General features: G+C 63.1%; 26 protein-coding genes. 11 read left to right on the top strand and 15 right to left on the bottom strand.

Translation table 11 applies throughout. The features are described 5' to 3' along the window. Positions 1–201 precede the first annotated feature (201 nt). From NOV72_RS14620 to NOV72_RS14610, 3 genes are read left to right on the top strand one after another with little or no spacing between them, the layout of a single operon-like run. A complete protein-coding gene (locus NOV72_RS14620) occupies positions 202–1,395 on the top strand; it encodes an HlyD family secretion protein (RefSeq protein ID WP_106855305.1) in 1,194 nt (397 codons plus the stop codon). A 4-nt stretch (positions 1,396–1,399) separates the two neighbouring features. After that, entirely contained in the window at positions 1,400–2,986 is a 1,587-nt protein-coding gene (locus NOV72_RS14615) for a DHA2 family efflux MFS transporter permease subunit (protein WP_106855304.1), read from the top strand. 1 nt (position 2,987) lies between these two features. Beyond that, the gene (locus NOV72_RS14610) at positions 2,988–4,526 is read left to right on the top strand and encodes an efflux transporter outer membrane subunit (protein WP_106855303.1); all 1,539 of its coding nucleotides are present in this window, start codon (positions 2,988–2,990) and stop codon (positions 4,524–4,526) included. On the opposite strand, the gene NOV72_RS14605 is transcribed toward NOV72_RS14610, so the two are convergent. Then, positions 4,523–4,762: a hypothetical protein gene (locus tag NOV72_RS14605; protein ID WP_106855302.1), complete on the bottom strand. Its 240-nt coding sequence runs from the start codon at positions 4,760–4,762 to the stop codon at positions 4,523–4,525. The genes NOV72_RS14610 and NOV72_RS14605 overlap by 4 nt on opposite strands. 210 nt (positions 4,763–4,972) lie before the next feature. Here NOV72_RS14605 and NOV72_RS14600 point away from each other — a divergent pair, with 210 nt between their 5' ends. Then, positions 4,973–5,440, top strand: coding sequence for a response regulator (locus tag NOV72_RS14600; protein WP_106855349.1), 468 nt, complete (start codon positions 4,973–4,975; stop codon positions 5,438–5,440). Here NOV72_RS14600 and NOV72_RS14595 read toward each other — a convergent pair. Continuing rightward, the gene (locus tag NOV72_RS14595; protein ID WP_106855301.1) at positions 5,416–5,826 is read right to left on the bottom strand and encodes a hypothetical protein; all 411 of its coding nucleotides are present in this window, start codon (positions 5,824–5,826) and stop codon (positions 5,416–5,418) included. The genes NOV72_RS14600 and NOV72_RS14595 overlap by 25 nt on opposite strands. A 403-nt stretch (positions 5,827–6,229) precedes the next feature. Here NOV72_RS14595 and NOV72_RS14590 point away from each other — a divergent pair, with 403 nt between their 5' ends. Then, positions 6,230–7,684, top strand: coding sequence for an AarF/UbiB family protein (locus NOV72_RS14590; protein ID WP_106855300.1), 1,455 nt, complete (start codon positions 6,230–6,232; stop codon positions 7,682–7,684). On the opposite strand, the gene NOV72_RS14585 is transcribed toward NOV72_RS14590, so the two are convergent. The 8 genes from NOV72_RS14585 to cyoA form a co-directional block, all read right to left on the bottom strand. Further along, complete coding sequence (locus NOV72_RS14585; protein ID WP_106855299.1) at positions 7,681–8,478, bottom strand: IclR family transcriptional regulator; 798 nt, start codon at positions 8,476–8,478, stop codon at positions 7,681–7,683. The two genes, NOV72_RS14590 and NOV72_RS14585, sit on opposite strands and share 4 nt — an antisense overlap. A 10-nt stretch (positions 8,479–8,488) precedes the next feature. After that, entirely contained in the window at positions 8,489–9,217 is a 729-nt protein-coding gene (locus NOV72_RS14580; protein WP_106855298.1) for an SDR family NAD(P)-dependent oxidoreductase, read from the bottom strand. 11 nt (positions 9,218–9,228) lie between these two features. Continuing rightward, positions 9,229–10,530 carry an MFS transporter gene (locus tag NOV72_RS14575; RefSeq protein ID WP_106855297.1) on the bottom strand — a complete coding sequence of 434 codons (1,302 nt, stop codon included), beginning with the start codon at positions 10,528–10,530 and terminating at the stop codon, positions 9,229–9,231. A 54-nt stretch (positions 10,531–10,584) separates the two neighbouring features. Continuing rightward, on the bottom strand, positions 10,585–11,112 hold the full coding sequence (locus NOV72_RS14570) for a 2,4'-dihydroxyacetophenone dioxygenase family protein (RefSeq protein ID WP_106855296.1): 528 nt from the start codon (positions 11,110–11,112) through the stop codon (positions 10,585–10,587). Positions 11,113–11,278: 166 nt separating this feature from the next. Beyond that, positions 11,279–11,611: a cytochrome o ubiquinol oxidase subunit IV gene (cyoD, locus tag NOV72_RS14565; protein ID WP_106855295.1), complete on the bottom strand. Its 333-nt coding sequence runs from the start codon at positions 11,609–11,611 to the stop codon at positions 11,279–11,281. Continuing rightward, entirely contained in the window at positions 11,611–12,219 is a 609-nt protein-coding gene (gene cyoC, locus NOV72_RS14560; RefSeq protein ID WP_106855294.1) for a cytochrome o ubiquinol oxidase subunit III, read from the bottom strand. Before cyoC ends, cyoD begins: the two co-directional genes overlap by 1 nt. After that, entirely contained in the window at positions 12,219–14,228 is a 2,010-nt protein-coding gene (cyoB, locus tag NOV72_RS14555) for a cytochrome o ubiquinol oxidase subunit I (RefSeq protein WP_106855293.1), read from the bottom strand. The genes cyoC and cyoB overlap by 1 nt, the downstream gene beginning before the upstream one ends. A gap of 3 nt (positions 14,229–14,231) precedes the next feature. After that, positions 14,232–15,116, bottom strand: a complete 885-nt coding sequence (gene cyoA / locus NOV72_RS14550) for a ubiquinol oxidase subunit II (protein ID WP_106855292.1) — start codon at positions 15,114–15,116, stop codon at positions 14,232–14,234. Positions 15,117–15,561: 445 nt separating this feature from the next. Here cyoA and NOV72_RS14545 point away from each other — a divergent pair, with 445 nt between their 5' ends. The 4 genes from NOV72_RS14545 (at position 15,562) to NOV72_RS14530 (ending at position 20,289) form a co-directional block, all read left to right on the top strand. Beyond that, on the top strand, positions 15,562–17,304 hold the full coding sequence (locus tag NOV72_RS14545; RefSeq protein ID WP_106855291.1) for an ABC transporter permease: 1,743 nt from the start codon (positions 15,562–15,564) through the stop codon (positions 17,302–17,304). Between the two features lie 23 nt (positions 17,305–17,327). Further along, positions 17,328–18,440: an ABC transporter ATP-binding protein gene (locus tag NOV72_RS14540; RefSeq protein WP_106855290.1), complete on the top strand. Its 1,113-nt coding sequence runs from the start codon at positions 17,328–17,330 to the stop codon at positions 18,438–18,440. 332 nt (positions 18,441–18,772) lie between these two features. Next, positions 18,773–19,948 carry an NAD(P)H-dependent flavin oxidoreductase gene (locus NOV72_RS14535; RefSeq protein ID WP_106855289.1) on the top strand — a complete coding sequence of 392 codons (1,176 nt, stop codon included), beginning with the start codon at positions 18,773–18,775 and terminating at the stop codon, positions 19,946–19,948. 125 nt (positions 19,949–20,073) lie between these two features. Then, the gene (locus tag NOV72_RS14530; RefSeq protein WP_106855288.1) at positions 20,074–20,289 is read left to right on the top strand and encodes a DUF3079 domain-containing protein; all 216 of its coding nucleotides are present in this window, start codon (positions 20,074–20,076) and stop codon (positions 20,287–20,289) included. 153 nt (positions 20,290–20,442) lie between these two features. Here NOV72_RS14530 and NOV72_RS14525 read toward each other — a convergent pair whose 3' ends face one another. Further along, positions 20,443–20,784, bottom strand: a complete 342-nt coding sequence (locus NOV72_RS14525) for a hypothetical protein (protein WP_106855287.1) — start codon at positions 20,782–20,784, stop codon at positions 20,443–20,445. 168 nt (positions 20,785–20,952) lie between these two features. Here NOV72_RS14525 and NOV72_RS14520 point away from each other — a divergent pair, with 168 nt between their 5' ends. Continuing rightward, positions 20,953–22,191: an MFS transporter gene (locus NOV72_RS14520; protein WP_106855286.1), complete on the top strand. Its 1,239-nt coding sequence runs from the start codon at positions 20,953–20,955 to the stop codon at positions 22,189–22,191. On the opposite strand, the gene NOV72_RS14515 is transcribed toward NOV72_RS14520, so the two are convergent. Beyond that, complete coding sequence (locus NOV72_RS14515) at positions 22,153–23,016, bottom strand: DMT family transporter (RefSeq protein ID WP_245933047.1); 864 nt, start codon at positions 23,014–23,016, stop codon at positions 22,153–22,155. The two genes, NOV72_RS14520 and NOV72_RS14515, sit on opposite strands and share 39 nt — an antisense overlap. A gap of 164 nt (positions 23,017–23,180) precedes the next feature. Here NOV72_RS14515 and NOV72_RS14510 point away from each other — a divergent pair, with 164 nt between their 5' ends. Then, positions 23,181–24,032 (top strand): LysR substrate-binding domain-containing protein, encoded by an 852-nt coding sequence (locus NOV72_RS14510; RefSeq protein ID WP_106855285.1) that lies wholly within the window; start codon positions 23,181–23,183, stop codon positions 24,030–24,032. Between the two features lie 27 nt (positions 24,033–24,059). On the opposite strand, the gene NOV72_RS14505 is transcribed toward NOV72_RS14510, so the two are convergent. From NOV72_RS14505 to NOV72_RS14495, 3 genes are all read right to left on the bottom strand, one after another. Further along, positions 24,060–24,485: an HIT family protein gene (locus tag NOV72_RS14505; protein WP_106855284.1), complete on the bottom strand. Its 426-nt coding sequence runs from the start codon at positions 24,483–24,485 to the stop codon at positions 24,060–24,062. Positions 24,486–24,604: 119 nt separating this feature from the next. Next, positions 24,605–26,161, bottom strand: a complete 1,557-nt coding sequence (locus tag NOV72_RS14500; protein WP_106855283.1) for an MFS transporter — start codon at positions 26,159–26,161, stop codon at positions 24,605–24,607. Next, positions 26,158–26,661 (bottom strand): MerR family transcriptional regulator, encoded by a 504-nt coding sequence (locus tag NOV72_RS14495; RefSeq protein ID WP_106855282.1) that lies wholly within the window; start codon positions 26,659–26,661, stop codon positions 26,158–26,160. Before NOV72_RS14495 ends, NOV72_RS14500 begins: the two co-directional genes overlap by 4 nt. Positions 26,662–26,710 lie beyond the last annotated feature (49 nt).

The following is a 26,710-nucleotide window of genomic DNA, read 5'->3' as shown; positions in this document are numbered from 1 at the left end:
TTTGCGCTTTTCATGCCAGCCCGCACACACGTTCGGTTTCGGGCGCATCGCGCTCGTAGAGGAACGCCGCTTGCTTCACGTCAGCCCTCGAATGCTTTGGTACGAGCGCACGCGCGCTCGCGCATTCGCGCACTTCACGCGCAAGTTCAGCCTGCGGTTCCGCCCGGCTTTCGTCCGGGAACCACCCGAAAGTGAGCGGCGATGTCAGATCGAAACGACTCCGATACCCAAGAAGACGCGCGCGAACGCGAGCGCGCGTCCTCGCACGACGATGCGGACGATAAAAACGCGAAGGACGACAAACAAAACGACGACAAAGGAAAGAACAACGGCGACGACGAAAAGAAGTCCGGCAAGAAGCCGGGGAAAAAGCCGCTGATCATTCTGGGCATCGTGGTCGTCGTGCTGGCGATCGGCGCATTCGTCTGGTGGTTCATGACGCGCAATCAGGTCAGCACCGACGACGCCTACACCGACGGCGACGCCGTCACGATCGCGCCGAAGGTATCGGGCTACGTCGTGACGATGAATATCGACGACAACCGCTTCGTGCATCAGGGCGATCTGATCATCAAGATCGATCCGCGCGATTATCAGGCTCAGCTCGATCAGGCCACCGCGCAGCTCGGCCTCGCGCGGGCGCAACTGCACGCATCGGAAACGCAACTGGAAGTCGCGCGCGTGCAATATCCCGCGCAACTCGCGCAGGCTCAGGCGCAGGAACTGACCGCGCGCGCCAATCTCGTGCAGGCGAGCGCGGCCTACGAGCGCCAGCAATCCGTCGATATTCGCGCGACGTCGCAACAGAACATCGACACCGCGACGGCGCAGCAGAAGAGCGCGCAGGCGAACGTCGCGCAGGCGCGCGCGCAGGTGCGCACGGCGAGCCTCGTGCCGCAGCAGATCGCGCAGGTCGTGGCGACGGTCGAGGAACGCCGTCAGCAGGTGCATCAGGCCGAGGCGCAGGTCGAGGCCGCGCAACTGAATCTCTCGTACACGGAATTGCGCGCGCCCGCCGACGGCTGGATCACGAAGCGCAACGTGCAATACGGCACGTTCCTGCAGGCGGGCACGTCGATTCTGACGCTCGTCACGACGCGCGTATGGGTCACCGCGAACTTCAAGGAATCGCAACTGGATCGCATGCAGCCGGGCGATAAAGTCGATATCGACGTCGACGCGTATCCCGCCATGAAACTGCACGGTCACGTCGACAGCGTGCAGCTCGGCAGCGGTTCGCGCTTTTCCGCGTTCCCCGCCGAAAACGCGACGGGCAACTTCGTGAAGATCGTGCAGCGCGTGCCGGTGAAGATTCTCATCGACGATGGATTGAAGCCGGGCACGTCGCTGCCGCTCGGTTTGTCCGTCGTGCCGACCGTCATGCTGCGGCACTGAAGCCATGAGCGATACCACCGCAGAACACGACCACAGCGGCTGGAAGCCGCGTTCGAATCCGTGGCTCATCGCCGTGGTCGTGACGCTCGCCGCGTTCATGGAAGTGCTCGACACGACCATCGTGAACGTCGCGCTGCCGCACATCTCCGGCACCATGTCAGCGAGCTACGACGAAGCGACGTGGACGCTCACGTCCTATCTCGTCGCGAACGGCATCGTGCTGCCGATCTCCGCGTATTTCTCGAAGATACTCGGGCGCAAGCGCTACTTTCTCATCTGCATCGGAGCGTTCACGGTCTGCTCGTTCATGTGCGGCATCGCGACCAATCTCGGCGAGCTGATCGTCTTCCGTCTGCTGCAGGGATTTTTCGGCGGCGGGCTACAACCGAGCCAGCAGTCGATCATTCTCGACACCTTTCCGCCCGAACAACGCAGCCGCGCGTTCTCGATCTCGGCGGTCGCGATCGTCGTCGCGCCCGTGCTCGGCCCGACGCTCGGCGGCTGGATCACCGACAACTTCACCTGGCGCTGGGTCTTTCTCATCAACGTGCCGGTGGGCGTGCTGACGACCTTCGCCGTGATGCAGTTCGTCGAAGACCCGCCGTGGGAAAAGCGGCAAGACCCGAAGAAAGTGGGCATCGACGTGATCGGCATCGGGCTCATCGCGCTCGGGCTCGGCTGTCTGCAAGTGTTTCTCGATCGCGGCGAGGACGACGACTGGTTCTCGTCGAACTTCATCGTGACGTTCGCGGTGCTCGCGGCGGTCGGCATCGTCGGCGCGACGGTGTGGCTCTTGTACGCGAAGAAGCCCGTGGTCGATCTGCGCGTGCTGAAAGACCGCAACTTCGCGCTCGGCTCGGCGGCGATCGTCGGATTCGCGTCGGTGCTTTATGGAAGCGCCGTGCTGATACCGCAACTCGCGCAACAGCAGCTCGGCTATACCGCGACGCTCGCGGGGCTCGTGCTGTCGCCGGGCGCGGTGTGCATCGTGTTTTTGATTCCCGTCGTCGGCAAGCTGATGAATTACATCCAGACGCGCTATCTCGTCGCGTTCGGCTTCTTTCTGATGGGATGCGCGTTGCTGTACTCGCATCATCTCGTGCCGAACATCGACTACGCGACGCTGACGAAGATGCGCAGCGCGCAGTCCATCGGCATCGGCTTTCTGTTCGTGCCGGTGACGACGCTCGCGTATCTGACCTTGCCGAAGTCGCTGAACAACGACGCCTCCGCGCTCTTCACGATGTTTCGCAACGTCTCCGGCTCGATCGGCATATCGCTCGCCACCGCGATGATCCGCGAGCGCACGCAGGCGAACATGGCGCATCTGGTCGAGCATCTGACGCCGCTCAATCAGCCCTACAACGACACGGTGCAGCGCATTGCGCGCACGCTGATGGATTCCGGCCAGACGATGACGCAGGCGATGACCGCCGCGACCGGCCAGATGTACAAGACGTTCGTTTCGCAGGCGACGATCCTCGCGTATCTCGACGTCTTCGCCGCGTGCGCGATCTTCTCGTTCCTGTTCATTCCGCTGACGTTCTTCTTTTCGCCCGCGAAGGCGGCGGGCCAGGCGGGAGGGCATTGAGATGAAGCTACGTCACTGCATGCCGATGCTCGCGCTCGCATTGAGCGCATGCGCGGTCGGCCCCGACTTCACGCCGCCGAAAGCCGATCTCCCCGATGACTGGAGCGACACGCAGCGCGCGCAGAACGCGCCGGACGATCCGCGTGTGCCGCGCGCGGATTCGCCATCGACGGCGCAGACTTCCGCCGATCCCGATCCGCGCTGGTGGAAGCAGTTCAACGATGCGACGCTCGATTCGCTGATCGATCGCGCGGTCGCGGGCAATCTCGATTTGCAGAGCGCCGTGCTGCGCATCGCGGCGGCGCGTGAGCAGAGCGTGTCGGCGGCGGCGCAGGGTTTGCCGCAAGTGAGCGCGAGCGCGAGCGTGATGCGCGAGCAACTCGGCGTGAAGGGCTTGCTCGAATCGCAGGGCGTGTACGACAAACTCAACGGACTCGGCGCGAACGGCGCGCAGATACGGCAAGGCATCGATTCCGCGACGGGCCCGGCCACGATCTATCAGGACAGCTTCGACGCATCGTGGGAACTCGATCTCTTCGGTCGTGTGCGGCGCTCGGTCGAATCGGCGGATGCGCAGACGCAGGCCGAGATCGAAAGCCGCAACGATGCGCTCGTGTCGCTCGAATCGGAAGTCGCACGGACGTACGCACAGTTGCGCGGCGCGCAGGCGATCAAGCAGATCACGCTCGCCGAAATCGACGCCGAGGAACAGATTCTCGACCTCACGCGCGAACAGGCGCGCGTCGGTTTGACGAGCCAGCAGGACGTGCAAAGCGCGAGCGCGCAAGTCGGATCGTTGCAGGCGCAACTGCCGACGCTCGATGCGCAGATCGCGCAGGCCATGAACGGACTCGCCGTGCTGACCGGCAGCGCGCCGGGTACGCTCGACGCGGAACTGTCGGATGCGCGCGCGGTGCCGCCCGTGCCGCCGACGGTGCCGGTCGGCTTGCCATCGACGCTCGCGCGCCGTCGTCCCGATATCCGTCGCGCCGAAGCGCAGTTGCATTCGGCGACGGCGGAAGTGGGCGTCGCGGTCGCGCAGATGTATCCGGATATCTCGCTAACCGGGCAAGTCGGCACGCGTGCGACGAAGGCGCGTTATCTCGCGCATTGGTCGAGCCTCTTCTGGTCGATCGGGCCGAGCATTTCGCTGCCGATCTTCGAGGGCGGCGCGTTGCGCGCGAACGTCCGCGTGGCGAAGGCGCAAGCGGGACAGGCGGCGTTGCAGTATCGGCAAACGGTGCTCAATGCGTTGCAGGAAGTGGATAACGCGCTCGTGTCGTATCGAACGGAGCAGGACCGGCGCGCGGCGCTCACGCGCACCGTCGAAGCGAACCGCATCAGCCTGCAACTCGCGACGGACAGCTATCGCAAGGGACTCACGCCCTTCGTGACCGTGCTCGATGCCGAGCGCCAGCTTGCGCAGACGCGCGAGCAACTCGCGCAATCGACCGTCAACGTGACGACCGATCTCATCGCGGTCTACAAGTCTCTCGGCGGCGGATGGCAGAACGATGACACCGCGACCGCGCAGAATTAACGGCGGCGCTTTTTCCAGTCGTAATCGGCGGGCGGATCGGCGACGCCCGGCTTGCCGACCGCATGAGGGTTTTCACTGCATAGCGTGACGAAGCCGATGTCGTCGCCGTCGGCCTGGCGCTTGCGCAGCGCTTCCGCAAAGCGCAGCGCGTCGGCGAGCGCGTTTTCATCGAACCTTTTGAAGCGTGCCGCGCCTTCGATATCAGGGTTGCCGCCGAGCCAATACACGACGAACATCGTTTAGCCTCTCGTTTGGGATGTATGCACCATCGTCATGCAAGACGATGAAGATCCTGCACGGCGCTCGTGCATTCGCACGCCGTGACCGCCACCGGGTAATCCCGAAGTGTAGCGTCGGCGAGCCGCATGCCGCCTGACGATGCCTTTCGCAAAGCCCGCGAGGGAATGATCGTTGCTGTCATCTCCATCCATTCCGAGGCCCAAACGATGCAACGACACGACCGTGTTCCTTCGCAAGCGCTGTGGCAGATTCCGCCGCGCGCGACGCGCCACGACGAGCCGCGCGTGCTCATCGCCGACGACGATCTGGAGGCGACGCGCGCTATCTGTCTTGCGCTGGAAGACGCCGAGTTCACCGTGCGCGCGGTGCACACGGGTCTCGACGCGGTGTCGCTCGCGCGCAAATGGCGGCCGGGAGTCGTGCTGCTCGATCTGATGATGCCGCTCGGCGACGGCTGGGAAGCGGCCGAGGCGATCCGCGCGATCGATCTTTCGATGCTGCTGATCGCGCATACGAGCCGCACGGACCCGGAGGATCTGACGCGCGCGCAGCGCACCGGCTTCAACGGTTACTTCGTCAAGCCGACGGAACTCGACGGCATGATCGCGGTGCTGCGCGATTATTTCTCGACGCGGGAAGGCGAGAGCGATCACGCATCCGTGCGTGTGCGCTGACTGCCGTCGAGCTTGAGCACGAGCTGGTCGATATCGCGCTGAACGTGTACTTTGAGCAAATCTTCCCAGTACTGACAGTAACCGGCCCAGAACGGCATTTGCGTATGCGCGGATGCGGCCGTCGGCAAAGGATCGGGCAACATCTGGCTCAGGCGGCGGATTTCCTTGTGCTTCCATTGCAGCAGCGCGCGCCGATGTCCGCGTCGCGGCGGACACATTTCGTTCATTCTCGCGACGGCGATCGAAAGGCCTTCGGCGGGCCGCGATGCCATCTTGGTCAGCACGGCGGTTTGCGGGCACGGCCCGCGTTCGTGGCAGATGATCGCGCCGATCTGCCCAAGGATGTACATCGCTTTCGCCATCGGCGGCTCGGAATGGTGTTGCATTGGCACTCTCGGATTTATCGTTATGAGTCTTCTTGCGGGGCGCCCGAAGTTGTCTCGGTATGGACATTGATACGCCGTCAAATAGCGTATTTATAAGATACCGCATTCAGATTCATCTGATTTATGTATCGACAAAAAGATACAGTGGTGCGGGCTGTTTCTAAAATGAATGACGAATCGCAGGCTAGTGCTGCATAAAGGCAGCAAAGTGCGGATGTTCGATTCCGACTGACAGCGCTCTCAAAACGTCGTCATGGTCACGTAAAAACGAAGGATGCCGAATCAAATAGCCATCGCCGTGCAGTGCGTTTCGAATCGTGCTAAACATTGAGCGATCCGGATGCCACGCACAGCGGCATTGCAGTCTTTCAGCGGTTTCAACTCACTTTCAGCGAGCCTGAATTTGTTTGTCCGACGACTCGCGACGCTCTGGCGGCTTGGCCGGGCGTTCGTTCACGAAAGCCATCAGACGCATCTCGCCGATGACGGCGCCGCGATGACGCGCGTCGCGCGCTTCTTCGCGTCGCATGGTGCGCGCGCCGCGCCGCTCGGAGCCGGCGTGCCCGCGCTCTCGCAGCTTTCGCGCGTGCTGGAAAACGCATCGGGCGCGCTCGCGCGTCATCCCGCGCTCGCGGAAACGGCGGTGCGCGTCGCGCTTTCCGAACTCGACGGACTGTTCACGCCTTACGATGCGACGCGCTTTCGTGCGGCTTGCAAAGCGGCGTTTCCCGCCACGCTGTCATTCGAACTCGCGGCGCTGAGCGACGTGCCGCTGCGCTCGGGCGTCGCGGAGCAGACGCACGCCGCGCGCATCGGCGAAACGCCTGTGCGCGTCACGCTGCTGCGCGCGGACACGCGCGCCGAACTCGACGACGATCTGAATCTCGCGCTCGCCGCCGCGCGTTTCGCGGAACGGCGTTCGGCGAAGGCGCGCGACATTCATCCTGTGGAATGGGTGCGCCGCGCGCGCGAGAGCGTCGACGCGATGATCGACTTGCGTCAGCGCGCAGCCGATCAGAGCTACTTGCGCTTCCGCCTGCGCGACGACAACCGCCTCGCCGTGCCCGAAGTGCTCTGGGACTATTGCAACGACGCCGTGCTGACCACGCGCGCGATCGAAACGGCAGCGCTGTCGGATGCCGAAACGCTTGCAGCATGCGGGCTCGATCAGGCCGATGTCCTCGCGACGCTCATCGAAGCGTTCTTCGAAATGGCGCTGGGCGTCGGGCTGTATCACGCGGGGCTGGATGCGGCAGGTGCGCGCGTGAGCATCGAGCCTGGCACGCGCGGTCAGATCGTTCTTGAAGCCGATAACCCGATGATGATCTTCGCCGCCCATGAGCGCGATTTTCTCGTCGGCGTATCGCATGCGCTCATGGAGGGCGATCACAAGGCGGCGGCGCGCGCGCATCTCGAGCACGGCCGGCCCGAGGCGAACGCGACGCATCACGAGGTGCGCGTCGAAGCGACGTACCGGCGCGAGGCGGAGCGTTTCGCGTCGCCCCATGCGAGGCACGGCGCGGGCGTCGCGCATCTGTTCGGCGCGATCGGCAAGGCGCCCGCCGAGCACATGTTCAGCGCGGCGCACGGGCGTGTCGCGTCGCGGGCGGTGTTGCTGTCGAGAGCGGCGGAAAGGATCGAGCGCGTCGCGCAGGACATCGCGCCGAATGTCGATGTATGGAAGATCGCGCGCAAGGTCATCGTGCGGCTCGCCGCGGACCAGTTGAGCTTCCGGAGTCTGGCAGCGCGCCTCGCGCATGAAGCGACGCATTGGCCGCACACGCTGCCGCGATTGCCGTCGCTTATAGCGCACCGCGCGGCGCAGGCGCAACGCACGCGCGGCTCGGTGTTTCGTTAGCGCGTGCCGGGGCACATGCGTTCCGCGATCGCGCGGCACGCTTCCTTCAGCGGCGTGATGTAGGTTTCGAGCGGCGTCGCGCTCTTTCGGAACAGCGGAATGCTGACGCTCACGCAGCCGAGCGTCACGCCGTTCGCGCCGACGATCGCGCTGCCGTAGCAGAAAATCTGCGCCTCGTTTTCCTCGCGGTCTTCCGCGTAGCCGCGCGTTTGCGTCGCGTCGAGCTCGGCGTCGAGCGCCTGGCGATCGACGATCGTGTTCGGCGTGAAACGCGCGAACGCGATGCCTTGCAGGAGCGCATCGCGTTCGGCGGGCGATTGCGTCGACAGATATGCCTTGCCGACGGAACTCGAATAAAGCGTCACGCGCGTGCCGATGCGCGAAGCCATGCGCACCGCGTGCGGACTTTCGAGCTTCTCGACGTACACCATTTCCGAGCCGCTGCGCACCGCGAGATGCACGGTTTCCTGCGTCGCGTCGCGCAGCGTCTGCAAGGCGCCGGCGGCGGCGATGCGCAAATCCGAGCGCTCCCAGCTTCGGCTCGCGAGCGCCATCAGACGCGGCCCGAGCGCGTAGTATCCGCCGCGCGCATTTTCGACGACGAGCCCTTCCGCGATCAACGCGCCGACGATGCGATACACCGTCGGGCGCGGATAGCCGCTCGCCGACGTGAGACGCGCGATGGTCGGCGGCTCGTCCGCATCGGCGATGAATTGCAGCACCGCCATGAACTTGGAAAAGGCGGCGGTGCCGGTGGCCTTGGCGGCGTCGAGGGAAGCGGTGTCTGAAGGCATGGTGCGTGAATCATGCCACGAGATAGCCGCCATCGACGGGCACGATCGCGCCGGTCATGAACGACGCCGCCGGCGACGCGAGAAACGCCGTCACCCGCGCGACGTCTTCCGGCAGGCCCCAGCGCTTCATCGGCGTGCGCTCGAGGATCGCTTGCGAGCGGCCGTCGTCGTCTTGCAGCGCTTGCGTGAGCGGCGTCGCGATCCAGCCGGGCGCGACGGCGTTCACGCGGATGCCGTCGGCGGCGTAGGCGATCGCGAGCGACTTCGTCAACTGCGCGACGCCGCCCTTGCTCGCGCTGTACGCGGGCACGAGACCGCCGCCGAAGAACGTCAGCATCGACGCCGTGTTGACGATCGAACCTTTGCCCTTCGCGAGCAAGGGGCGCGCGGCCGCGCACATGCGCATCGTGCCGTTGAGGTTCACGGCGATCACGCGCTCGAACGTGTCGATATCGTGCTCGTCGCCGCGACGGATCATGCCGGCGCAATTGACGAGCACGTCGAGCGCGTCGAGCGTCGCGAAGAGCGCGGCGGTGCTGGCGGCATCGGCGACATCGAGCGCGGCGAGTTCGATGCCGTTGCCCAACGCGCCGCGCTGGGCATCGGTCGGCGCGAGACCCGCAGCGATCACGCGCGCGCCGAGCGCGGCGAACTGCTGCGCGATGCCCGCGCCGATGCCCTGCGTGCCGCCGGTCACGACGACGGTCTTGCCTTTGAAGAGATCAGCCTGAAAAGTCATATCGGTGAAAGTCAAACGACGGGAACGGGCTCGGCCTGCTGCTGGGCTTCCTCGATCGGCGAGCGCACGACGAACATGTAGACGAGCGCGGCGGCGAACGCGACGCCCGCGCTGATCAGAAACGCGTTCACGAACGAGTGCGTCTTGTCGACGACGAGACCGGTGATGAACGGCGCAAACGAGCCGCCGAAATAGCCGCCGAAGTTTTGAATACTGCCGAGCGACGCGACCATGTGGCGCGGCGCCGCGACGGAAACGAGCGCCCAGGCCGCGCCGCTCGCCATGTTGACGAAGAACATCGCGGCCGAGAGATAGACGATCGCGAGCGTGAGGTTCGGCGTGAATGCGGCCGGCACCGTGAAGAGCGCGCCGCCGATGAGACCCGAGCAAATCGGCCACTTGCGGCTGCGGATCGGCGCGACGCCGCGCGCCATCAGACCGTCGGCGATGAAGCCCGACGACAGCATGCCGAGCGTGCCCGCGAGATACGGAATCGTCACGACCCAGCCGGTCTTCGCGATCGTCAAATGGCGCTCATGTTCGAGATACGCGGGCAGCCACGTCAGATACAGCCACACCATGTAGATCACGCCCATGAAGCCGAAGATCATGCCCCATGTGGTCGCCTTCCCGAAGAGGCCGCGCCATTCCGCGAAAGTCATGTTGCGTTCCGCGCGCTGCGCCGGCTCGCCTTCGGTCAGATGCGCGAGCTCGTGCGATTCGAGCTTCATATCCTTACGATTGCGATAGACGATGTACCAGCCGATCGACACCGCGATGCCGAGCACGCCCATGATGATGAACATGTTGCGCCAGCCGAAGGACAGCAGGAGCACGGTGAGGATCGGCGGCGCGAGCGCGGGTCCGATCGTCGATGACGTGACGAAGATGCCCGTCGGCTTGCCGCGCTCGCGTTGCGCGAACCATTCCGACACGACCTTCGCGCCCGCCGGAAACTGCGGCGCCTCGCCGATGCCGAGCGCGATACGCGCCGCGAGGAACTGATGCAGGTTCGTCACGAGCCCGCCGAACAACTGCGCGACGGACCACACGAACATGCCGAGGCCGAGCATGACGCGCGCGCCGAAGCGGTCGAGCATCACGCCGATGGGCAACTGCGAGAACGCATAGGAGAACGAGAACGCGGAGAGCAGCAGGCCCATCTGCGATGCGGAGAGGCCGAGTTCCTGCGTGACGGAGTGATTGGCGATCGAGAGCGTGCTGCGATCGAGATAGTTCACGATGCCCGCGAGCATCAGAAAGCTGATCGCGACGATCTGAACGCGTTTCAGGCGCGGTGATTTTTCCAGCATGGTGTCTCCTCCGGATGCTCTTTTGAGTCTGTAGAGGTTGGGTTGGGGTTGATGCTAGCGAATGAACTGATCGACGAACTCCGCGCCGAGACCGACCGACTCGTAATGCCTGCGGCACATGTCGACCTTGGTGAACACGTCCTCGTAGCCGGTGTAATTGCCGTACGGGTCGCAGTAGAACATCACGCCGTTCACCTGGAAGTAGGTGATCATCTCTTCGACGTCTTCCGGCACGTAGAGCGTGTGCGTTTCGCCGGGCGGCTCGAAGACATAGCTGCCTTCGGTCGCTTCCCAGTCGTGTTCGAGATACCGCCAGCGGCCTTTCAGCACCATGCCGTGAACGGCCTGCGGATGGCGGTGGCGCGACAGCACGCCGGACTTGCGCACGCGCAGGAGGTTCATCCAGTATCCGGCCGATACGTTCAGGCACAACGGACGGAACCAGACGTTCTCGGCTTGCGGAACCCATTCGCGTTCGTCGGCGGGAATGGCCGAGGGAACGACGATTTCCTTTTGCGCTTCCTTCGGGAAGGGAAGTTGATACGGCGTCATGGCGTCCGCTGCGGGCTTTGGCGCGCTCATCGCATCTCCGTGTCCATATTGTGGATATATAATTCAAATTATGGACAAATACTCTGCCTCGTTCGGAGAATTGTCAAGATTCGCTGAATGCCGAATTCGTGCACGAACGAAAAAAGGCGGACCCAAACGGGCCCGCCTTTCGATCCGCTCGATGAATTGAAGCGGCTTAGCGCGCCATCATCAGCATGTGGACGTTATGCATCACCCAGACCGTGCCGACGATGATGACCAGCGACATGAGAATGGTGTAAGCGAACGACAATGCATGCCAGCGCTGTCCCTTCGACGAGTTCACGTGCAGGAAGAACACCACATGCACGATGACCTGCACCGCGGCGAGCACCGCGAGCGCGACGAGTGCGCTTTCACCCTTGAACGCGCCCGACGTTGCCGCCCAGAACGACCCCACGGTCAGCACCACGGCCAGCACGAAGCCGATGAGATATCCGCGCACGGTGACGTGCGGCAGATCGCTCGAGTTGGTATGAGCATGTGCCATCAGACGACGCTCCCGAGATAGACGCAGGAAAACACGCAAATCCAGACGATGTCGAGGAAGTGCCAGAAGAGGCTCAGGCAGGCGAGACGACGCACCTGGCGCTCGTTCATTTCCGGATTGCTCGCGATCTGCACCGCCAGCACGACCAGCCAGATCAGACCGATGGTGACGTGCAGACCGTGCGTGCCGACCAGCGTGAAGAACGACGACCAGAACGCGCTGCGCTGCGGGCCCGCGCCTTCGGCGATCAGATGCGTGAACTCCTGTACTTCCAGCCACAGGAAGCCCGCGCCCAGCACGAACGTGACGAAGAGCCACGCAAGCGCCGCGCCGGATTTTCTGCGCATGGCCGCGATCATCGCGAGACCGAAGCTCAGGCTGCTCGTGAGAAGCAGCGCCGTTTCGTACGCGACGTCCGTCAGGTTGAACAGATCCTTGCCCGTCGGGCCGCCTGCCGTTTGCATCGCGTACATCGCGAAGGCCGCGAAGAGTGACGCGAACAGCACGCAGTCGGTCATCAGGTAGGCCCAGAAGCCGAACACCGAATGCGGCTGGTGCTCGTGCTCATGGTCGTGCGCGTGCTGCGCGGAAAGTGTCGATTGCGACATTACATTGCCTCCAGTTCGAGTTCGCGCTTCTCGCCGGCCTTCACAGGCGACTTCGGCGGACGATTGCGCTCTTCGGTCGACTTCACGGTCGCAGCCGGGATGATGAAGCCGGCGTTCTCACGGAAGCTATAGCCGATCACCGTCGCGACGACGCCGACGAGACCCGCGACCGCCAGCCACCAGATGTGCCAGATCGCGGCAAAGCCGAAGGCGAGGGCGAACAGGCCGATCAGGAGACCTGCGCTCGTGTTCGACGGCATGTGGATGTCGCGGAACGGACGCGTATCGGTGCGGCCGTGTTCCTTGGCATCGGCGAAATCGTCGAGTGCGTGCACAGCCGGAATATTCGCGAAGTTGTAGACGGGCGGCGGCGAGCTCATGGTCCACTCGAGCGTGCGGCCGTTCCACGGATCGCCGTTGACGTCGCGATAAGCAGGCTGATTGCGGCGGACGATACTCACGACGATCTGCGCAACCTGGAACACGACGCCCAGCGCGATGATGCCCACGCCGGCGGCGGCGACGATCAGGTACGGCTGCCATGCCGGGTTGTCGTAGTGGTTCAGGCGGCGCGTCATGCCCATGAAGCCGAGAATGTAGATCGGCACGAACGCGACGAAGAAGCCCACGAACCAGCAGATGAACGCGTTGCGGCCGAGCTTTTCGTCGAGCTTGAAGCCGAACACCTTCGGCCACCAGTACTGCACGCCCGCGAAGTAGCCGAACACCACGCCGCCGATGATCGCGTTATGGAAGTGCGCGATCAGGAACAGCGAGTTGTGCAGCACGAAGTCCGCGCCGGGAATCGCCAGCATCACGCCGGTCATGCCGCCGAGCGTGAAGGTGATGATGAAGCCGACGGTCCACAGCACCGGCGTCGTGAACTGCACGCGGCCGCGATACATCGTGAAGAGCCAGTTGAAGATCTTCACGCCCGTCGGGATGGAAATGATCATCGTCATAATGCCGAAGAAGGCATTGACGTTCGCGCCCGAGCCCATCGTGAAGAAGTGGTGCAGCCACACGAGGAACGACAGCACCATGATGCAGCACGTCGCCCAGACCATGGTCTTGTAGCCGAACAGCGGCTTCTTCGAGAACGTTGCGACCACTTCCGAGTAAATGCCGAACGCGGGCAGAACCAGGATGTAGACCTCGGGGTGACCCCAGGCCCAGATCAGGTTCAGGTAGACCATCGGGTTGCCGCCGCCGTCGTTCGAGAAGAAGTGCATGCCCATGTAACGGTCCAGCGCCAGCAGCGCGAGCGCCACGGTCAGGATCGGGAACGTCGCCATGATCAGCACGTTCGAGCAGAACGCCGTCCACGTGAAGACGGGCAGCTTCATCCACGTCATGCCGGGCGCGCGCATCTTGACGATCGTGACGAAGAAGTTCACCCCGGTCAGCAGCGTGCCGACGCCGGACAACTGCAACGCCCAGATGTAGTAGTCGACCCCGACGCCCGGACTGAACTGCGTCTCGGACAGCGGCGGATACGCGAGCCAGCCCGTCGTCGAGAACTCGCCGATGAAAAGCGACAGGTTGATCAGAATGGCGGCCACGGCCGTCATCCAGAACGAGAGCGAGTTGATGAACGGGAAGGCCACGTCACGCGCGCCGATCTGCAGGGGCACGACGAGGTTGAAGAACGCGACCAGCAGCGCCATGGCCATGAAGAAGATCATGATGGTGCCGTGGGCCGTGAAAATCTGGTCGAAGTGATGCGCCGGCAGATAGCCCGGCGAGTCGAACGCGATGGCCTGCTGCACGCGCATCATGACGGCGTCGGCGAAGCCGCGCACGAGCATCAGCCCGGCGACGACGAGATACATGACGCCGATGCGTTTGTGATCGACCGAAGTCAGATACTCGCGCCAGAGCCAGCCCCATTTGCCGAGTTTGGTGATAAGGGCGACCGTACCGAGCGCGAGGATCGCCATGAAGACGGTCGCCCCCATGATGATTGGCTCGTGGTACGGGATCGCCTCAAGCGTTAATTTGCCGAACATGGCTTACCCCTTTGTTACACAATTTGCGCCTACGACCGAGTTGCCGTAGTTGTACTTCGCGACGATGTTGCTGAAGAGCTTCGGATCGACCGTCGAGAAGTAGCGCACGGCGACCTTCTCGCTCGGGCGCGCGACGCCGGCGTAGACGTCCATGCTCAATGCTTCCGGCGCGGTCTTGACTTGCTTCAGCCACGTGTCGAAATCGGCGTTGGACATCGCCAGGGCGCGGAACTTCATGTCGGAGAAGCCCTTGCCGCTGTAGTTCGCCGAAATGCCCGCGTAGTCGCCCGCGTGATCGGCGAGGAGATGCAGCTTCGTCTGCATGCCGGCCATCGCGTAGATCTGGCCGCCGAGTTGCGGGATGAAGAACGAGTTCATCACCGAATCCGATGTGATGCGGAAGTTCACCGGCGTGCCCACCGGAAACGCGAGCTGGTTCACCGACGCCACGCCCAGATCCGGATAGATGAACAGCCACTTCCAGTCGAGCGCCACGACTTCGACGTTGATCGGCTTGACGTTCGATTCGAGCGGTTTGTACGGATCGAGCTCGTGCGTGGTTTTCCACGTGAGGATGCCGAGGTACAGGATGATGATCGCGGGGATCGCCCAGACCACGACTTCGATGGCCGTGGAGTGCGCCCACTTCGGCGCGTAGGTGGCGTTTTTATTGGACGCCCGATAGCGCCATGCGATGAACAGGGTGAGCAGAATCACCGGAACCACGACCAGAAGCATGGTGTAAGTCGCGGTGGCGATCAGCGAGGATTCCGCCGCGCCAATCACGCCTTTCGAGTCCAAAACCTCCAGCTTGCATCCCGAAAGACCGACACTGGCTATCAACCCCGATAACAATGGCACTGCTAAACGTTGGGTATTTTCATTCATTGCATTCGCTGGTTTCTATGATCGAAGCGTCCCGGGAAGAACGCCACTGCACGGCTTTGCGCCGCGTCAGGATCATGCCACGCGCGATTTTTCGCGATGGCGCGAATGTTTGGAAAATTGTTTCAGATCAAGCTGATGCGACAGCGTGTCGCGCGTGATATTTCCTTCCGGAGTGATCCGGAAGAGCAGGCGAGTCTACAACGAACGGATGAGGTCGCGGGTGTCATAAAACGTGGCTGGAACCACGCGCGGGTGCCGATTTCATGCAGACATGGTCACGCTCGCGGCGTTGCCGCCTCGTGCGCCTTAACATTCCGCGGCGCAGAACGCCTACCGTGCCAGCCCCGCCTCAGTATTTTCCGCAGGTTTATTTGCTTAGATACCTAAGTTTATGATTCGCTTCATCCGATGACACTCAGTCGATCACTTCGAGGAGGGGCTGCGCTTGGAACTGACATTCGATGGAATGAAAGCAGCCATATCGCGTTCCACGCGGCTCGACACGAAGTGGCTCGTGATCGGCGGCGCGGTGGCGATCACGGGCGCGCTGGCGCTGATCCCGCTCGTGTTTCTGTTCTGGCAGAGCTTCTTCACGCCGCAAGTCGCCGATAACCCCGCTGTCTTCACCTTCGGCAATTACAAGCTTGCATACGGCAGCCCCGAAACGCTGCGCACGCTCTTCAACTCGCTCAAGTTCGCGTTCGGCGCGGCGTGCGTGTCGTTTTCCATCGGCACCGTGCTCGCGTGGATCATCGAGCGCACGAATACGCCTTTCCGCAAATTCTTCTACGCGATCACGATCGTCCCGCTGATCGTCCCGAGCATTCTCTTCACGATTGCGTGGATTTTCCTCGCGAGCCCGAAAATCGGCGTGCTGAACGTGGCGCTCGGTTCGCTCTTCGGCGTGACGAAGCCGATCTTCAACATTTACAGCATGAGCGGCATGATCTGGGTCGACGGCCTGCACTATTCGACGATGGCCTTCCTGCTCATGTCCGCCGCCTTTCGCGGCATGGATCCATCGCTGGAGGAATCGTCGCTGATGAGCGGCGCGGGCATCGCGCGCACCATGTGGCGCATCACGCTGCGTCTCGTGTTTCCGGCCATCGTCTCGACGCTGCTGATTCTCTTCGTGCGCGCGCTCGAATCGTTCGAAGTGCCCGCGCTGATCGGCTTGCCGGTGAAGCTGCAGGTGTTCACGTCGTCGATCTACGAGGCGATCGAGCAGTATCCGAGTCAGATCGGTCTTGCTTCGTCGTATTCGATGCTGCTGCTCGTGATCACCTCCGTCGGACTGTATCTGCAATCGCGCGTGTCGTCGGGCGGCGGAAAATATTCGACGATGAGCGGCAAGGGCTTTCGTCCGCGCGTCGTCGAAATCGGCAAATGGCGTTATCTGACTGCCGGCGTGTTCGGCGTCTACTTTCTGCTGATCGTCGCGCTGCCGTTCGCGGTGCTGCTGTGGTCGTCGTTGCAGAAGTATTACCGCACGCCGTCGCTCGCCGCGCTGCATCATCTTTCGTTCGACGCCTACCGCTACATCCTGCATCTCTCGACGCTGCGTCACGCGGTCATCAACAGCCTCCTGCTTTCGTTCGGCTGCGCGACCGCCGTCATGTTGCTGTCGGCGGTGATCTGCTGGATCGTCATCAAGACGAAGCTGCCGGGACGCTGGTTCCTCGACAATCTCGCGTCGCTGCCGCTCGTGTTTCCGGGGCTCGTGCTCGGCCTGTCGTTCATGATCGTTTCGCTGAAAGTCGATATCGGCATCTACGGCACGCTGTGGATTCTCCTGATCGCCTACATCACGCGTTTCATGCCGTACGGCATGCGCTACACGACGACGTCGATGGTGCAGATTCACAAGGAACTCGAAGAGTCCGCCGCGATGAGCTGCGCGAGCTGGAACGCGACGTTCTTCCGCATCGTGCTGCCGCTCCTGAAGCCGGGTCTGCTGGCGGGCTGGATTTACGTGATGATCGTGTCGATCCGCGAATTGTCGAGCTCGATCCTGCTCTATAGCCCGGGTTCGGAGACGGTGTCCATCGTGATCTGGGAGCTGTGGCAGAACGGGCAATACGTCGAACTCTCGGCGCTGTCGGTGATGCTCGTGCTCGCGTTGCTCGCGCTCGTCATGCTGCTTCAATGGATCGGCGGGAAGTTCGGCGTGAAGGCGAATCACGGCTGAAGAGAACTACATCGGAGACGAAAGTGCTGAACGTACAAGGCCTGAACACCGAATATGTCGACGGCAACAACGTGCGCGTGCGCGCGGCCCGCGACGTGTCGTTCGAAGTGCCCGAAGGCAAGCTCTTCACGCTGCTCGGCCCGAGCGGCTGCGGCAAGACGACGACGCTGCGCTCCATCGCCGGGCTGGAGCGTCCTGTCGGCGGTTCGATCTCGGTGAACGGCGTGACCGTCTTCTCCGCGCGCGACGAAACCTTCGTGCCGCCGAATCGCCGCAAGTTCGGCATGGTGTTTCAGTCGTACGCGATCTGGCCGCACATGACGGTGTTCCGCAACGCGAGCTTTCCGCTCGAAGTGGGCGAAAAGAAGTACACGAAGCGCGAGATCGAAGAGAAGGTGATGCGCGTGCTGACGGCGGTCGGCCTCGATCACGTCGCGGATCGCGAGGCGACGCGCATGTCGGGCGGCCAGCAGCAGCGCCTGGCGCTCGCACGCGCGCTCGTGATGGAACCGAAGCTGCTCCTGCTCGACGAGCCGCTCTCGAACCTCGATGCGAAACTGCGCGACAAGATGCGTTTCGAGCTGAAGCGCATGCAGCGCGAGCTGCGCATCACGACCATCTACGTGACGCACGACCAGGAAGAAGCGCTCGCGTTGTCGCATGAAATCGCGGTGATGAAAGACGGCCAGATCGTGCAGAAGGCCGCGCCGCGCGCAATCTACGATCTGCCGAACTGCCAGTTCGTCGCGGATTTCGTCGGTACGACCAATTTCATCGATGGCCGCGTGCGCGATTGCGCGGACGATGACGGCAATGTGCTGATCGAATCGGCCATCGGTCCGATTGCAGTCGCGAACGCGGTGTCGTGCCGTCCCGGCGATGAGGTGCTGATTTCGGTGCGCCCGGAAAACGTGATGGTCCACGAATCGCTCGACGGCGTGAGCGCGCGCAACGTGTACACCGGCACGGTCGCGGCGAAGGTCTTTCTCGGGGAAACGCTCGACTTTCAGATCAAAATCGGCGAGCAGATCGTGCTGGCGCGCGTGCATCCGTCGCACAAGACGCCGGTCGGGGAGACCATTCATTTTTCGATCGATGCGTCGAGTTGTATCGCGCTGGCTTCGCAGAAGACGTGAAGCGCGAGCGCGTCGAGCTTGACTAGTGGCACATCGCCGCAGCCACGCGCAGCGCGTGGACGTGACAAACATCAATGATCGCGACTTTAGCCCGCTTGTCGCGGACGATCGTCAGGGCTACGATCCGAAAGAGACAGCGTCCCTGGCGAGACGCGTGTCGGCTTTACATCATGCGCGAGCGCGCAAAGCACGCCAGGCGACTTCTTCCGAACGCGATTCCGCTCGATCTCCGATCCGCACACCACGCGCGAGCGCAACATTCCTCGCGGAGAGGTCGAAGCTCGCATCACATCAAGCTGTACGACATGAATTCTTTTCAAACTGAGTTGCCCATGACCTCTCACGCTCATCCTTTCGCGCCGCTCACGATTCGCGGCCGCAATCTGTTGCCGATCGTGCAGGGCGGCATGGGCGTCGGCATTTCCGCGCATCGGCTGGCGGGCAGCGTCGCGCGCGAGGGCGCGCTCGGCACGATCGCGAGCATCGACTTGCGTCATCATCACGAAGATCTGCTCGCGATGTGCCGCGAAGACCAATCACGTCCTACGCTCGAACGCGCGAACCTGATCGCGCTCGCGCGCGAGATCAAGGCGGCGCGCGCGCTGTCGGAAGGGCGCGGCATGATCGCCGTCAACGTGATGAAGGCCGTGAGCGCGCACGCGGACTACGTGCGCGTCGCGTGCGAAGAGGGCGCCGACGCAATCGTGATGGGCGCGGGCCTTCCGCTCGACTTGCCCGATCTCACGCAAGGCTGCGATATCGCGCTGGTCCCGATCCTTTCGGACAGCCGCGGCGTCACCCTCGTTCTCAAGAAATGGATGAAGAAAGGCCGCTTGCCCGACGCCATCGTGATCGAGCATCCGGCGCACGCGGGCGGGCATCTCGGCGTCAGCGACGTGGCGGACATGCACGACGAGCGCTTCGGCTTCGAGCGCGTGCTCCGGGAACTCGACGCGTCGTTTGCATCGCTTGGGCTGAAGCGTGAAGATGTGCCGGTGATCGTCGCGGGCGGCATCAACAGTCATGAAGCCGTGCGCAAGTGGCTCGCGGCGGGCGCGAACGGCGTGCAGATCGGTACGCCGTTCGCCGTCACCGAAGAGGGCGACGCGCATCCGGAGTTCAAACGCGTGCTCGCCGAGGCAACGCCGGACGATATCGTCGAATTCGTGAGCGTGACCGGCCTGCCCGCGCGTGCCGTGAAGACGCCGTGGCTCATGCGCTATCTGCGCAACGAAGAACGCATCCGTACGAAGATCGGCGCGCGCAAGCAGACGTGCCCGTCGGCGCTCGAATGCCTGAGCGCGTGCGGGTTGCGCGACGGCATCGAGAAGTTCGGCCACTTCTGCATCGACACGCGTCTTGCCGCCGCGCTGCGTGGCGATGTCGGCAACGGCCTGTTTTTCCGCGGACGCGAGAAGCTGCCCTTCGGCGCTGCGATTCGCAGCGTGCGCGATCTGATCGAACTGCTGTTGACGGGCGCGACGAAAGCCGCACCGGCGGCGTGCTGAGAACGAAACGGAGTGTTTCGCCGGAAGCCGTGGACGATCGTCGCATTCCTATCGGCGGCGAGCGCGTTCGGCTTCACGCTTGATGTCACTGGCTTGCGGGCCGTTATCGAAGGAAAGTCATCACCATGTCGAAGCGCTTCCCGCTGAATCCGAAACATCCCGAGCGCAATTGCTGGGGCTGCGATCACTATTGCGCGACGGACGCCTTGCGTTGCGGCAACGGTTCGAGCCGGACGCAGCATCCGGCGGAACTGCTCGGCGAAGACTGGTACGAGCACGGCGAGTGGAATCTCGACGTCAGCGAGAATGCCAAGTCGATTCAACTGCGCGCCGCTCGGTAAAGCGCGTACCGCCGCGCGCCTCGACGATCCGTTTGCCGATATAAAGTCCCAAACCCGTTCCGCTTGTCTTCGGCGTCCAGTCGACGATCACCGCGGCGTCCGGTCCAAGGCTTCGACGCGATCAGCGTACTCAATAAAATGCCGATTGCCGACCTAAGTCGGCGCAAACACCACCGCGCCGGCTTCGGCAACGTATGTGAAGCTGCGAAAAAACCGGTAGGTCTGATCGCCAACCGATATCCGGTTCAATCCCACGTGGGTCGCCGAATCGAGCAGTTCTTCCGCCATCGCCGCCGGGATCGTGCCGTGCGCGGTCAATTTGGCGTCCTCGTCCGCCGGGTCACCGATGCATACCGCGAACAGATCCGGTCCGCGGCGCATCATGACCACGCACTTGCCCTTTTCCAGTGCGACTTCCAGACAAGCGGCGAGCTTTCGTAGCGACTCGGGCGTATCTCCGGCGGCGCCGGAAGCGGGTTCTGAAGCGATGCCCATTCTGCTGTCTCCGTTGATGGATGTGGGTTCAGCATCGAAAGATTACTCCTTGGCAGCGCCGACCGCGACGGATTGTTCGCCGGCGTCGGCTTGTCTGTTCAAGCCGCGATACTTTTTCCCGCGCAGGAGGCCGCTTAAAGTTATTGGCCTTATCCATGGTTCCTCGTCATGCAAATCGATACACCCGCAACTCCAGCGTCATTGCATGGAAGCACCACATCGATGCGCCAATGGCTTGCCGTAGTCGCCGTCGCCGTGAGCGCGTTCGCCTTCGTCACGGCCGAGTTCCTGCCGGTCGGGCTTCTGAGCCAGATTGCTCACGATCTCGGCGTCAAACCCGGCATTGCCGGCTTGATGGTGACGACGCCCGGCGTCATGGCCGCGATATTCGCGCCCGCGCTGATCGCCGGTGCCGGACGTATGGACCGCCGCTTCGTCTTTCTGTTGCTGACGGCGGTGCTTCTGGTTTCCAACGTCTTGTGCGCAATCGCGACGAGTTTTCCGGTTCTGCTCGCCGGGCGCGCGTTGTTGGGCGCCGCGTTGGGCGGATTCTGGACGTTGGCGACGGCCGCTGCACCCCGGCTCGTCGAACCGAGGGACGCCGCGAAGGCCACGGCGACCATTCTGACGGGCGTCACCTTCGCGACGGTCATCGGCGTGCCGCTCGGAACGTTCATCGCGTCGTTCGCGTCCTGGCGAGCGTCGTTTGCGGCCACTGCCGGACTGGTGGCGCTCGCTCTCGTCGCTCAGGCGTTTCTCGTGCCTTCGCTGCCGTCGGCGTCGGCGCTGCGGGTCGGCGATTTCAAGACATTGCTTCGCCGTCCGCAAACGCGGTGGAGTTTGTTGATGGTGGCGCTCGTTTTCGGCGCGCATTTCTCGACCTACACGTACATCGCGCCGCTTCTGGAGCAGGACTTTTCGATCCGCGCGATCACGCTGCTGCTATTCGGCTTCGGTCTGGTCGGGTTCTTTTCGAATGCGCTGATGTCGATGGCGGTGGCGAATCATCTGAAAAAGTCCGTCGCCGCGATGATCTTGCTTCTGCTCGTCGCCATTTCGTCGATGCTGCTGCTCGACCATTCGATCATCGGCGAAGCAGCGGGGATGCTGCTCTGGGGCGTCGCGTTCGGCGCGCTGCCATTGTGCTTCAGCGTATGGATTCAGCGTGGCACGGCGGACTTGCCCGAAGCGGGATCGGCGATGTTCGTCAGCATCATTCAGGTCGCGATCGCCGTGGGTTCGGCGATCGGCGGTTCGATCGTCGATCATGCCGGCGTGCGTGCCGATTTCACTTTGGGATGCGGGCTCGCGGTGCTCGGACTGATCACGCTGCAACGCCTTGTCACACTCGAGCGTCCGGCCGCGAAATCAGCCTTTGTCAGCGAGTGCGAGCCGTCGGCGGATTGACGTCGTCATCACGACGATTCCCAGGCCGGAGACGATCGTTCCGGCGAGCATCGGCCAGGAAAGCGGCTCTCCGAACAGCGCCCATGCCCACACGAACGTGACGGACGGACTCAGGAACAGGACGCTCGACACCCGTGCGGGCGAGGAACGCCGCAGGCATACCCAGTACAGGCCGTAACCGCCGATCGTCGAAATGACCGCCGTCCAGCCGACGCTGGCTGCGAATCCTGCGGTCGCGATCGGCATGACGCTTCCTTGCGACATTTGCAGACCGGCGAACACGGCACACGACACGACGCAGTGGACCCAAAGCGTGGACAAGAGGCTCAGCGAGCCGATACGCGAGGCCGCCCGCTGTTGCCAGACCGTGGCCACCGCCAGCGACATCATGCCCGCCACCGGCAACGCGTACGCCCAGACAGGAGCGGAGCCGAGCGTCAGCGCGTCGCGACTGACCATGAGCACGCCGGCGAGTCCGAGCGCCATGCCGGCCCACGTCCGGCGCGGAATCCGCTCCCTGAGAAAAATGGATGAAATCGCGACCGTGCCAATCGGCAGAAGATTCGCAATCAACGCGCAAAGCCCGGCCGATACACCGAGTTCGATTCCCTTGGCAACGCCCGCAATATAGCCAGCCAGGGCGAACAAGCCGATTGCAGCCTGTCGCAGCAATACGGTCCGTGGTGTGTGAACTATCTCGCGCGCCACGAGAGGGAGCAGGCAGACGGAAAGCGCCGCGCAGCGCCACAGCACCACGAGAAAGACCGGTGCGTAGTCCGTGGAAAATCGCATGCCGACGAATCCCGAACTCCACGCGACGACCATCAATGCTTCCAGTGCAGGCAAGGGCAGACGCGTCGCGTCGACGACAGCCGGGGACGAGGCGAGGCAAGGTCGCGAAGCTTTAGTCATGCGTCCAGCCTAGCCTTCGCGCGATGATTCGAAAATCAAAATATACTGATGAGGTCGTTCAATCTGGCTGAACCACCATGGAACCGGTCCTCGATATCGAACTCCTGCGCACCTTCCACGCGGTGGCGCGGCTCGGCAAATTCCGCTCGGCGGCCGAACATGTTCACAGAAGCCCGGCGGCGGTGAGCATACATATCCAGCGACTCGAAGCCATCGCCGGCGGCAGGCTGCTCGACCGGGACAATCAGTCCGTCACGCTCACCGCGCTCGGAAAACGTCTGCTCGCAGGTACGAGCGAGTTGTTGAGCGCGCATGACCGCGTGCTGCAGGACATTCAGGGAAACACGCTGGCGGGACGAGTCGTGCTGGGCGTGCCGGACGAGTATGCGACGCATGTCGTCCGGGATATTCTTCCGGGCTTTTCGGCCAACTGGCCCAATGTGGTGCTGGAAGTGAAGACCGCGCCGAGCCTCAAGCTGCGGGATTGGGTGACGCGAGGCAAGCTCGATCTGGCGTTACTGGTTCAGCCCGCCAAAGCGAGCAGACCGGCGGATGTCCTGACGATGACCACACCGGTCTGGGTCGGAAGTTCGGCGTTCGTACTGGCCGAGGACCGTCCGCTGCCGTTGGCGCTGTACGGGGAGCCTTGCCCCTATCGCGTGGCGATGACGAACGCGCTCGAGCGTGCCGGACGCAAATGGCGTGTGGTTCTCGATAGCGCTTCGAGCCAGGTCATCAAGACGTGTGTCGAGTCGGGGCTTGCGGTTACGCTTCTGGATCGCGCACGCGTCAGCGAAGACATGCGCGTGCTGGACGCGCTCCCGCGCATCGGCGATCACGAAGTGGTCCTCATGCGGGACGGCACCGGTCGCGGAAGCGAAGCGATCGACGTGCTCATCGCCACCATCAAGGGGAACTTCAGGCTTTGAGGCGGGCGCAAACGCCGATCCGCTCGGTCACTCGGCCTGCAACGCCGCGCGTATGCGCTGAGCCAGCGCTTCGAGTCGGGCATCGTCGGCGCGCTCGCGTCCGTGCGCCTTGAGCGGCACGTCGCTCCAGCGCGGGATGATATGAACGTGAATGTGCTCGACCGTCTGCCCCGCCGCCGCGCCGTTGAACTGCGCGATCAGCATTCCCTCCGGCTTCAATGCTTCGCGCACCGCGGCCGCCACGCGCTTGACGGTACGCATGCAGGCGGCCAGTGCTTCATCGGAGACGTCGTGGATATTGGCGGCTGCTTCCTTCGGAACCACGAGCACATGTCCCTCGGATTGCGGCATGACGTCCATGAACGCAAGCGTGTGCTCGCTCTCGCATACCTTGATGCACGGCGCGTCGCCTCGCAAAATCTTCGCGAAAATGTTCTGCGGGTCATAGCTCATGGTCGTGTCCCTGTGATGTGATCAGCGCTCATGATACTTCGACCGGATGACTGCTTTCGCGCACCGCATCGACATCCGCATGCCGCCGAGTGCGTCCACTGGCTTTGCTTTGACACGAATCAGTCGATACGCTTCTGCCATGCCGCGATCACGCTCGCGCACAGCGCGATCCCGATGATGAAATAGAAGCCGTCCAGCGACCCGAGAAAGTTCGCCTGCTGCGTGACGATGCGGCCGATCTCGGCGAACGCGAGGCTCTTCGCTTCCGACGTGCCGTGCCCCATGCGCTCGAACGCGCCGACGAGGCTCTGATACACGCTCTGAAACGTCGGGTCATACGCGTTGACCGTTTCGACGAGCCGCGTCTGATGCAGCGCGACGCGATGTTGTTCGAGAATGATGATGGTCGCCGTCGAGAACGAATACGTCAGTTGTTTGACGATATTCTTGAAGCGATAACCGTGGCTGTATTCGTCGATCGCGAACACGCGGAAGGTCAGGTTCGCGACCGGCAGCGCAATGAACAGCAGCAACAGCCCGCGCAGGATCATCGGCAAGATGAGCCACGGCATGCTGACATCGGGCGGCATGTTGATCATCCATGTGCCGATGAACGCGGCCACCAGAAAGCCGCTCACGATCAGCCATTTCTTGTGCTTGATGCGCGACGAGAAGCGGAAATAGACGACGGCCATCGCGAGCGAAACCATCGACGTGAAGCCGACGAGCCGCCCGGCGTTCTCGACCGGATAGTCGAGCCCGCCTTCGAGCAGGCGCGAAACGAGAAAGCTCATCGCGTTGTTGATGTAGTAGAACGCGATGTACAGCACGATGCCCACCTGGAACGTCTTTTCGCGCAGCGCATGCAGGCGCAACAGCGGCTTCGGATGATGCCACTGATGCCACACGAACCAGCCGAGCGACAGCAGCCCGGCGACCGTCAGCACGATCAGTTCCGGCGACGTGCTGAACAACTCGAAACGCACTTGCTGCATGACGATCTGAAGCGCGCCCTGCGCGAACGCGAAGATGATGTACGGCCAGAAGTGCGCTTCGCCGCGTTCCTCGGGCTGCACGCGGCCCGTCGACGGCACCCCGACGAACGCCAGCACGCCGAGCGCGACGCCCGCGAACGCGGTGCACGAGAAGAGCGCGCGCCAGCCGAGCGACGCGACCAGATAGCCGCCGCAAAGCGGAGCGAGCGCGGTGCCGAGCAGGATCATGTTGAGAAAGCGGCGCGTCGCGGCGGGGCGCTTCTGCGGCGAAAAGCGCGTCTGAATGAGGATGCGCGCGGCGCTCATCATCGGGCCGATGAAGTAGCCCTGAAAGCCGCGTGCGAGCGCCAGTTCGATGGCCGATTCGGATAAGGTCGCCGCCACCGCGCCCGCCGCGAACAGAAACAGGCATCCCGCGATATAACGCCGGTTGCCGAGCCGTTCGATCCACCATTGCTGCTGCAAAATGCCGAGCACGGACGCGACCGCGTACGCGCTGGATGCCCACACGAGTTCATCGGACGATGCATTGACGCCGCCCGCGATATAGCTCGTGAAGAACGAGAAGACGGAGTTGTCGAAGTAGTCGAGACCGGTGGCGAGCGCGATGGCCCACGGGAACAGATCGCCGAGCACGCGCTCCGCGACCGGCTTCGAAGGCCGATAAGACGCTTCGGTCATTCGTCGGCGTCCTCGGTGCCGGACGTCTTGCGCTGCTTGCGCGCGATGAGGCGCTCGCGCAGCAGCACTTCCTTGCTTTCGCCCGCGATTCTGCGCCGCAAATAATCCAGGTCGCTCGCGAGTTCGCCGCGCACCGCCTGCGCTTCCTTCAGTTCGCGCCGCACGGCGGCGATGCGCGCATCGACCGATTCGATCTGCTGCGACAGCGCCTGTTCGATCTCCCGCAACGACGAAGCCGAATAGCCGCGTCCTTCGCCTTGCGTTTCCATCGGCCGTTTCAGCATCTCGACGATGCCCTGCAGCGAAAACCCGAGCGAACGCAGCCGCAGGATGCGCGCGAACATGTCCAGATCCTGTTCGCTGTAAAGCCGGTAGCGGCCTTCGCTGCGCGACGGCGTGACGAGCCCGCGCTCCTCGTAATACTTGAGCGTGCGCGGCGTGACTTGCAGGCGCTCGGCGGCGTCGCGGATGGTGAGGAATTCGGGCTTGGTCGCGGGCATGACGGCATCGAAAATACAGGATCGATGCCGCGCATCATAACACAAACCT

This window comes from Caballeronia novacaledonica (genome assembly GCF_900258035.1).
GTDB lineage: Bacteria > Pseudomonadota > Gammaproteobacteria > Burkholderiales > Burkholderiaceae > Caballeronia > Caballeronia novacaledonica.
Note: the sequence above shows the minus strand (reverse complement) of the source record. Positions and strands in the feature narration are given on the sequence as shown.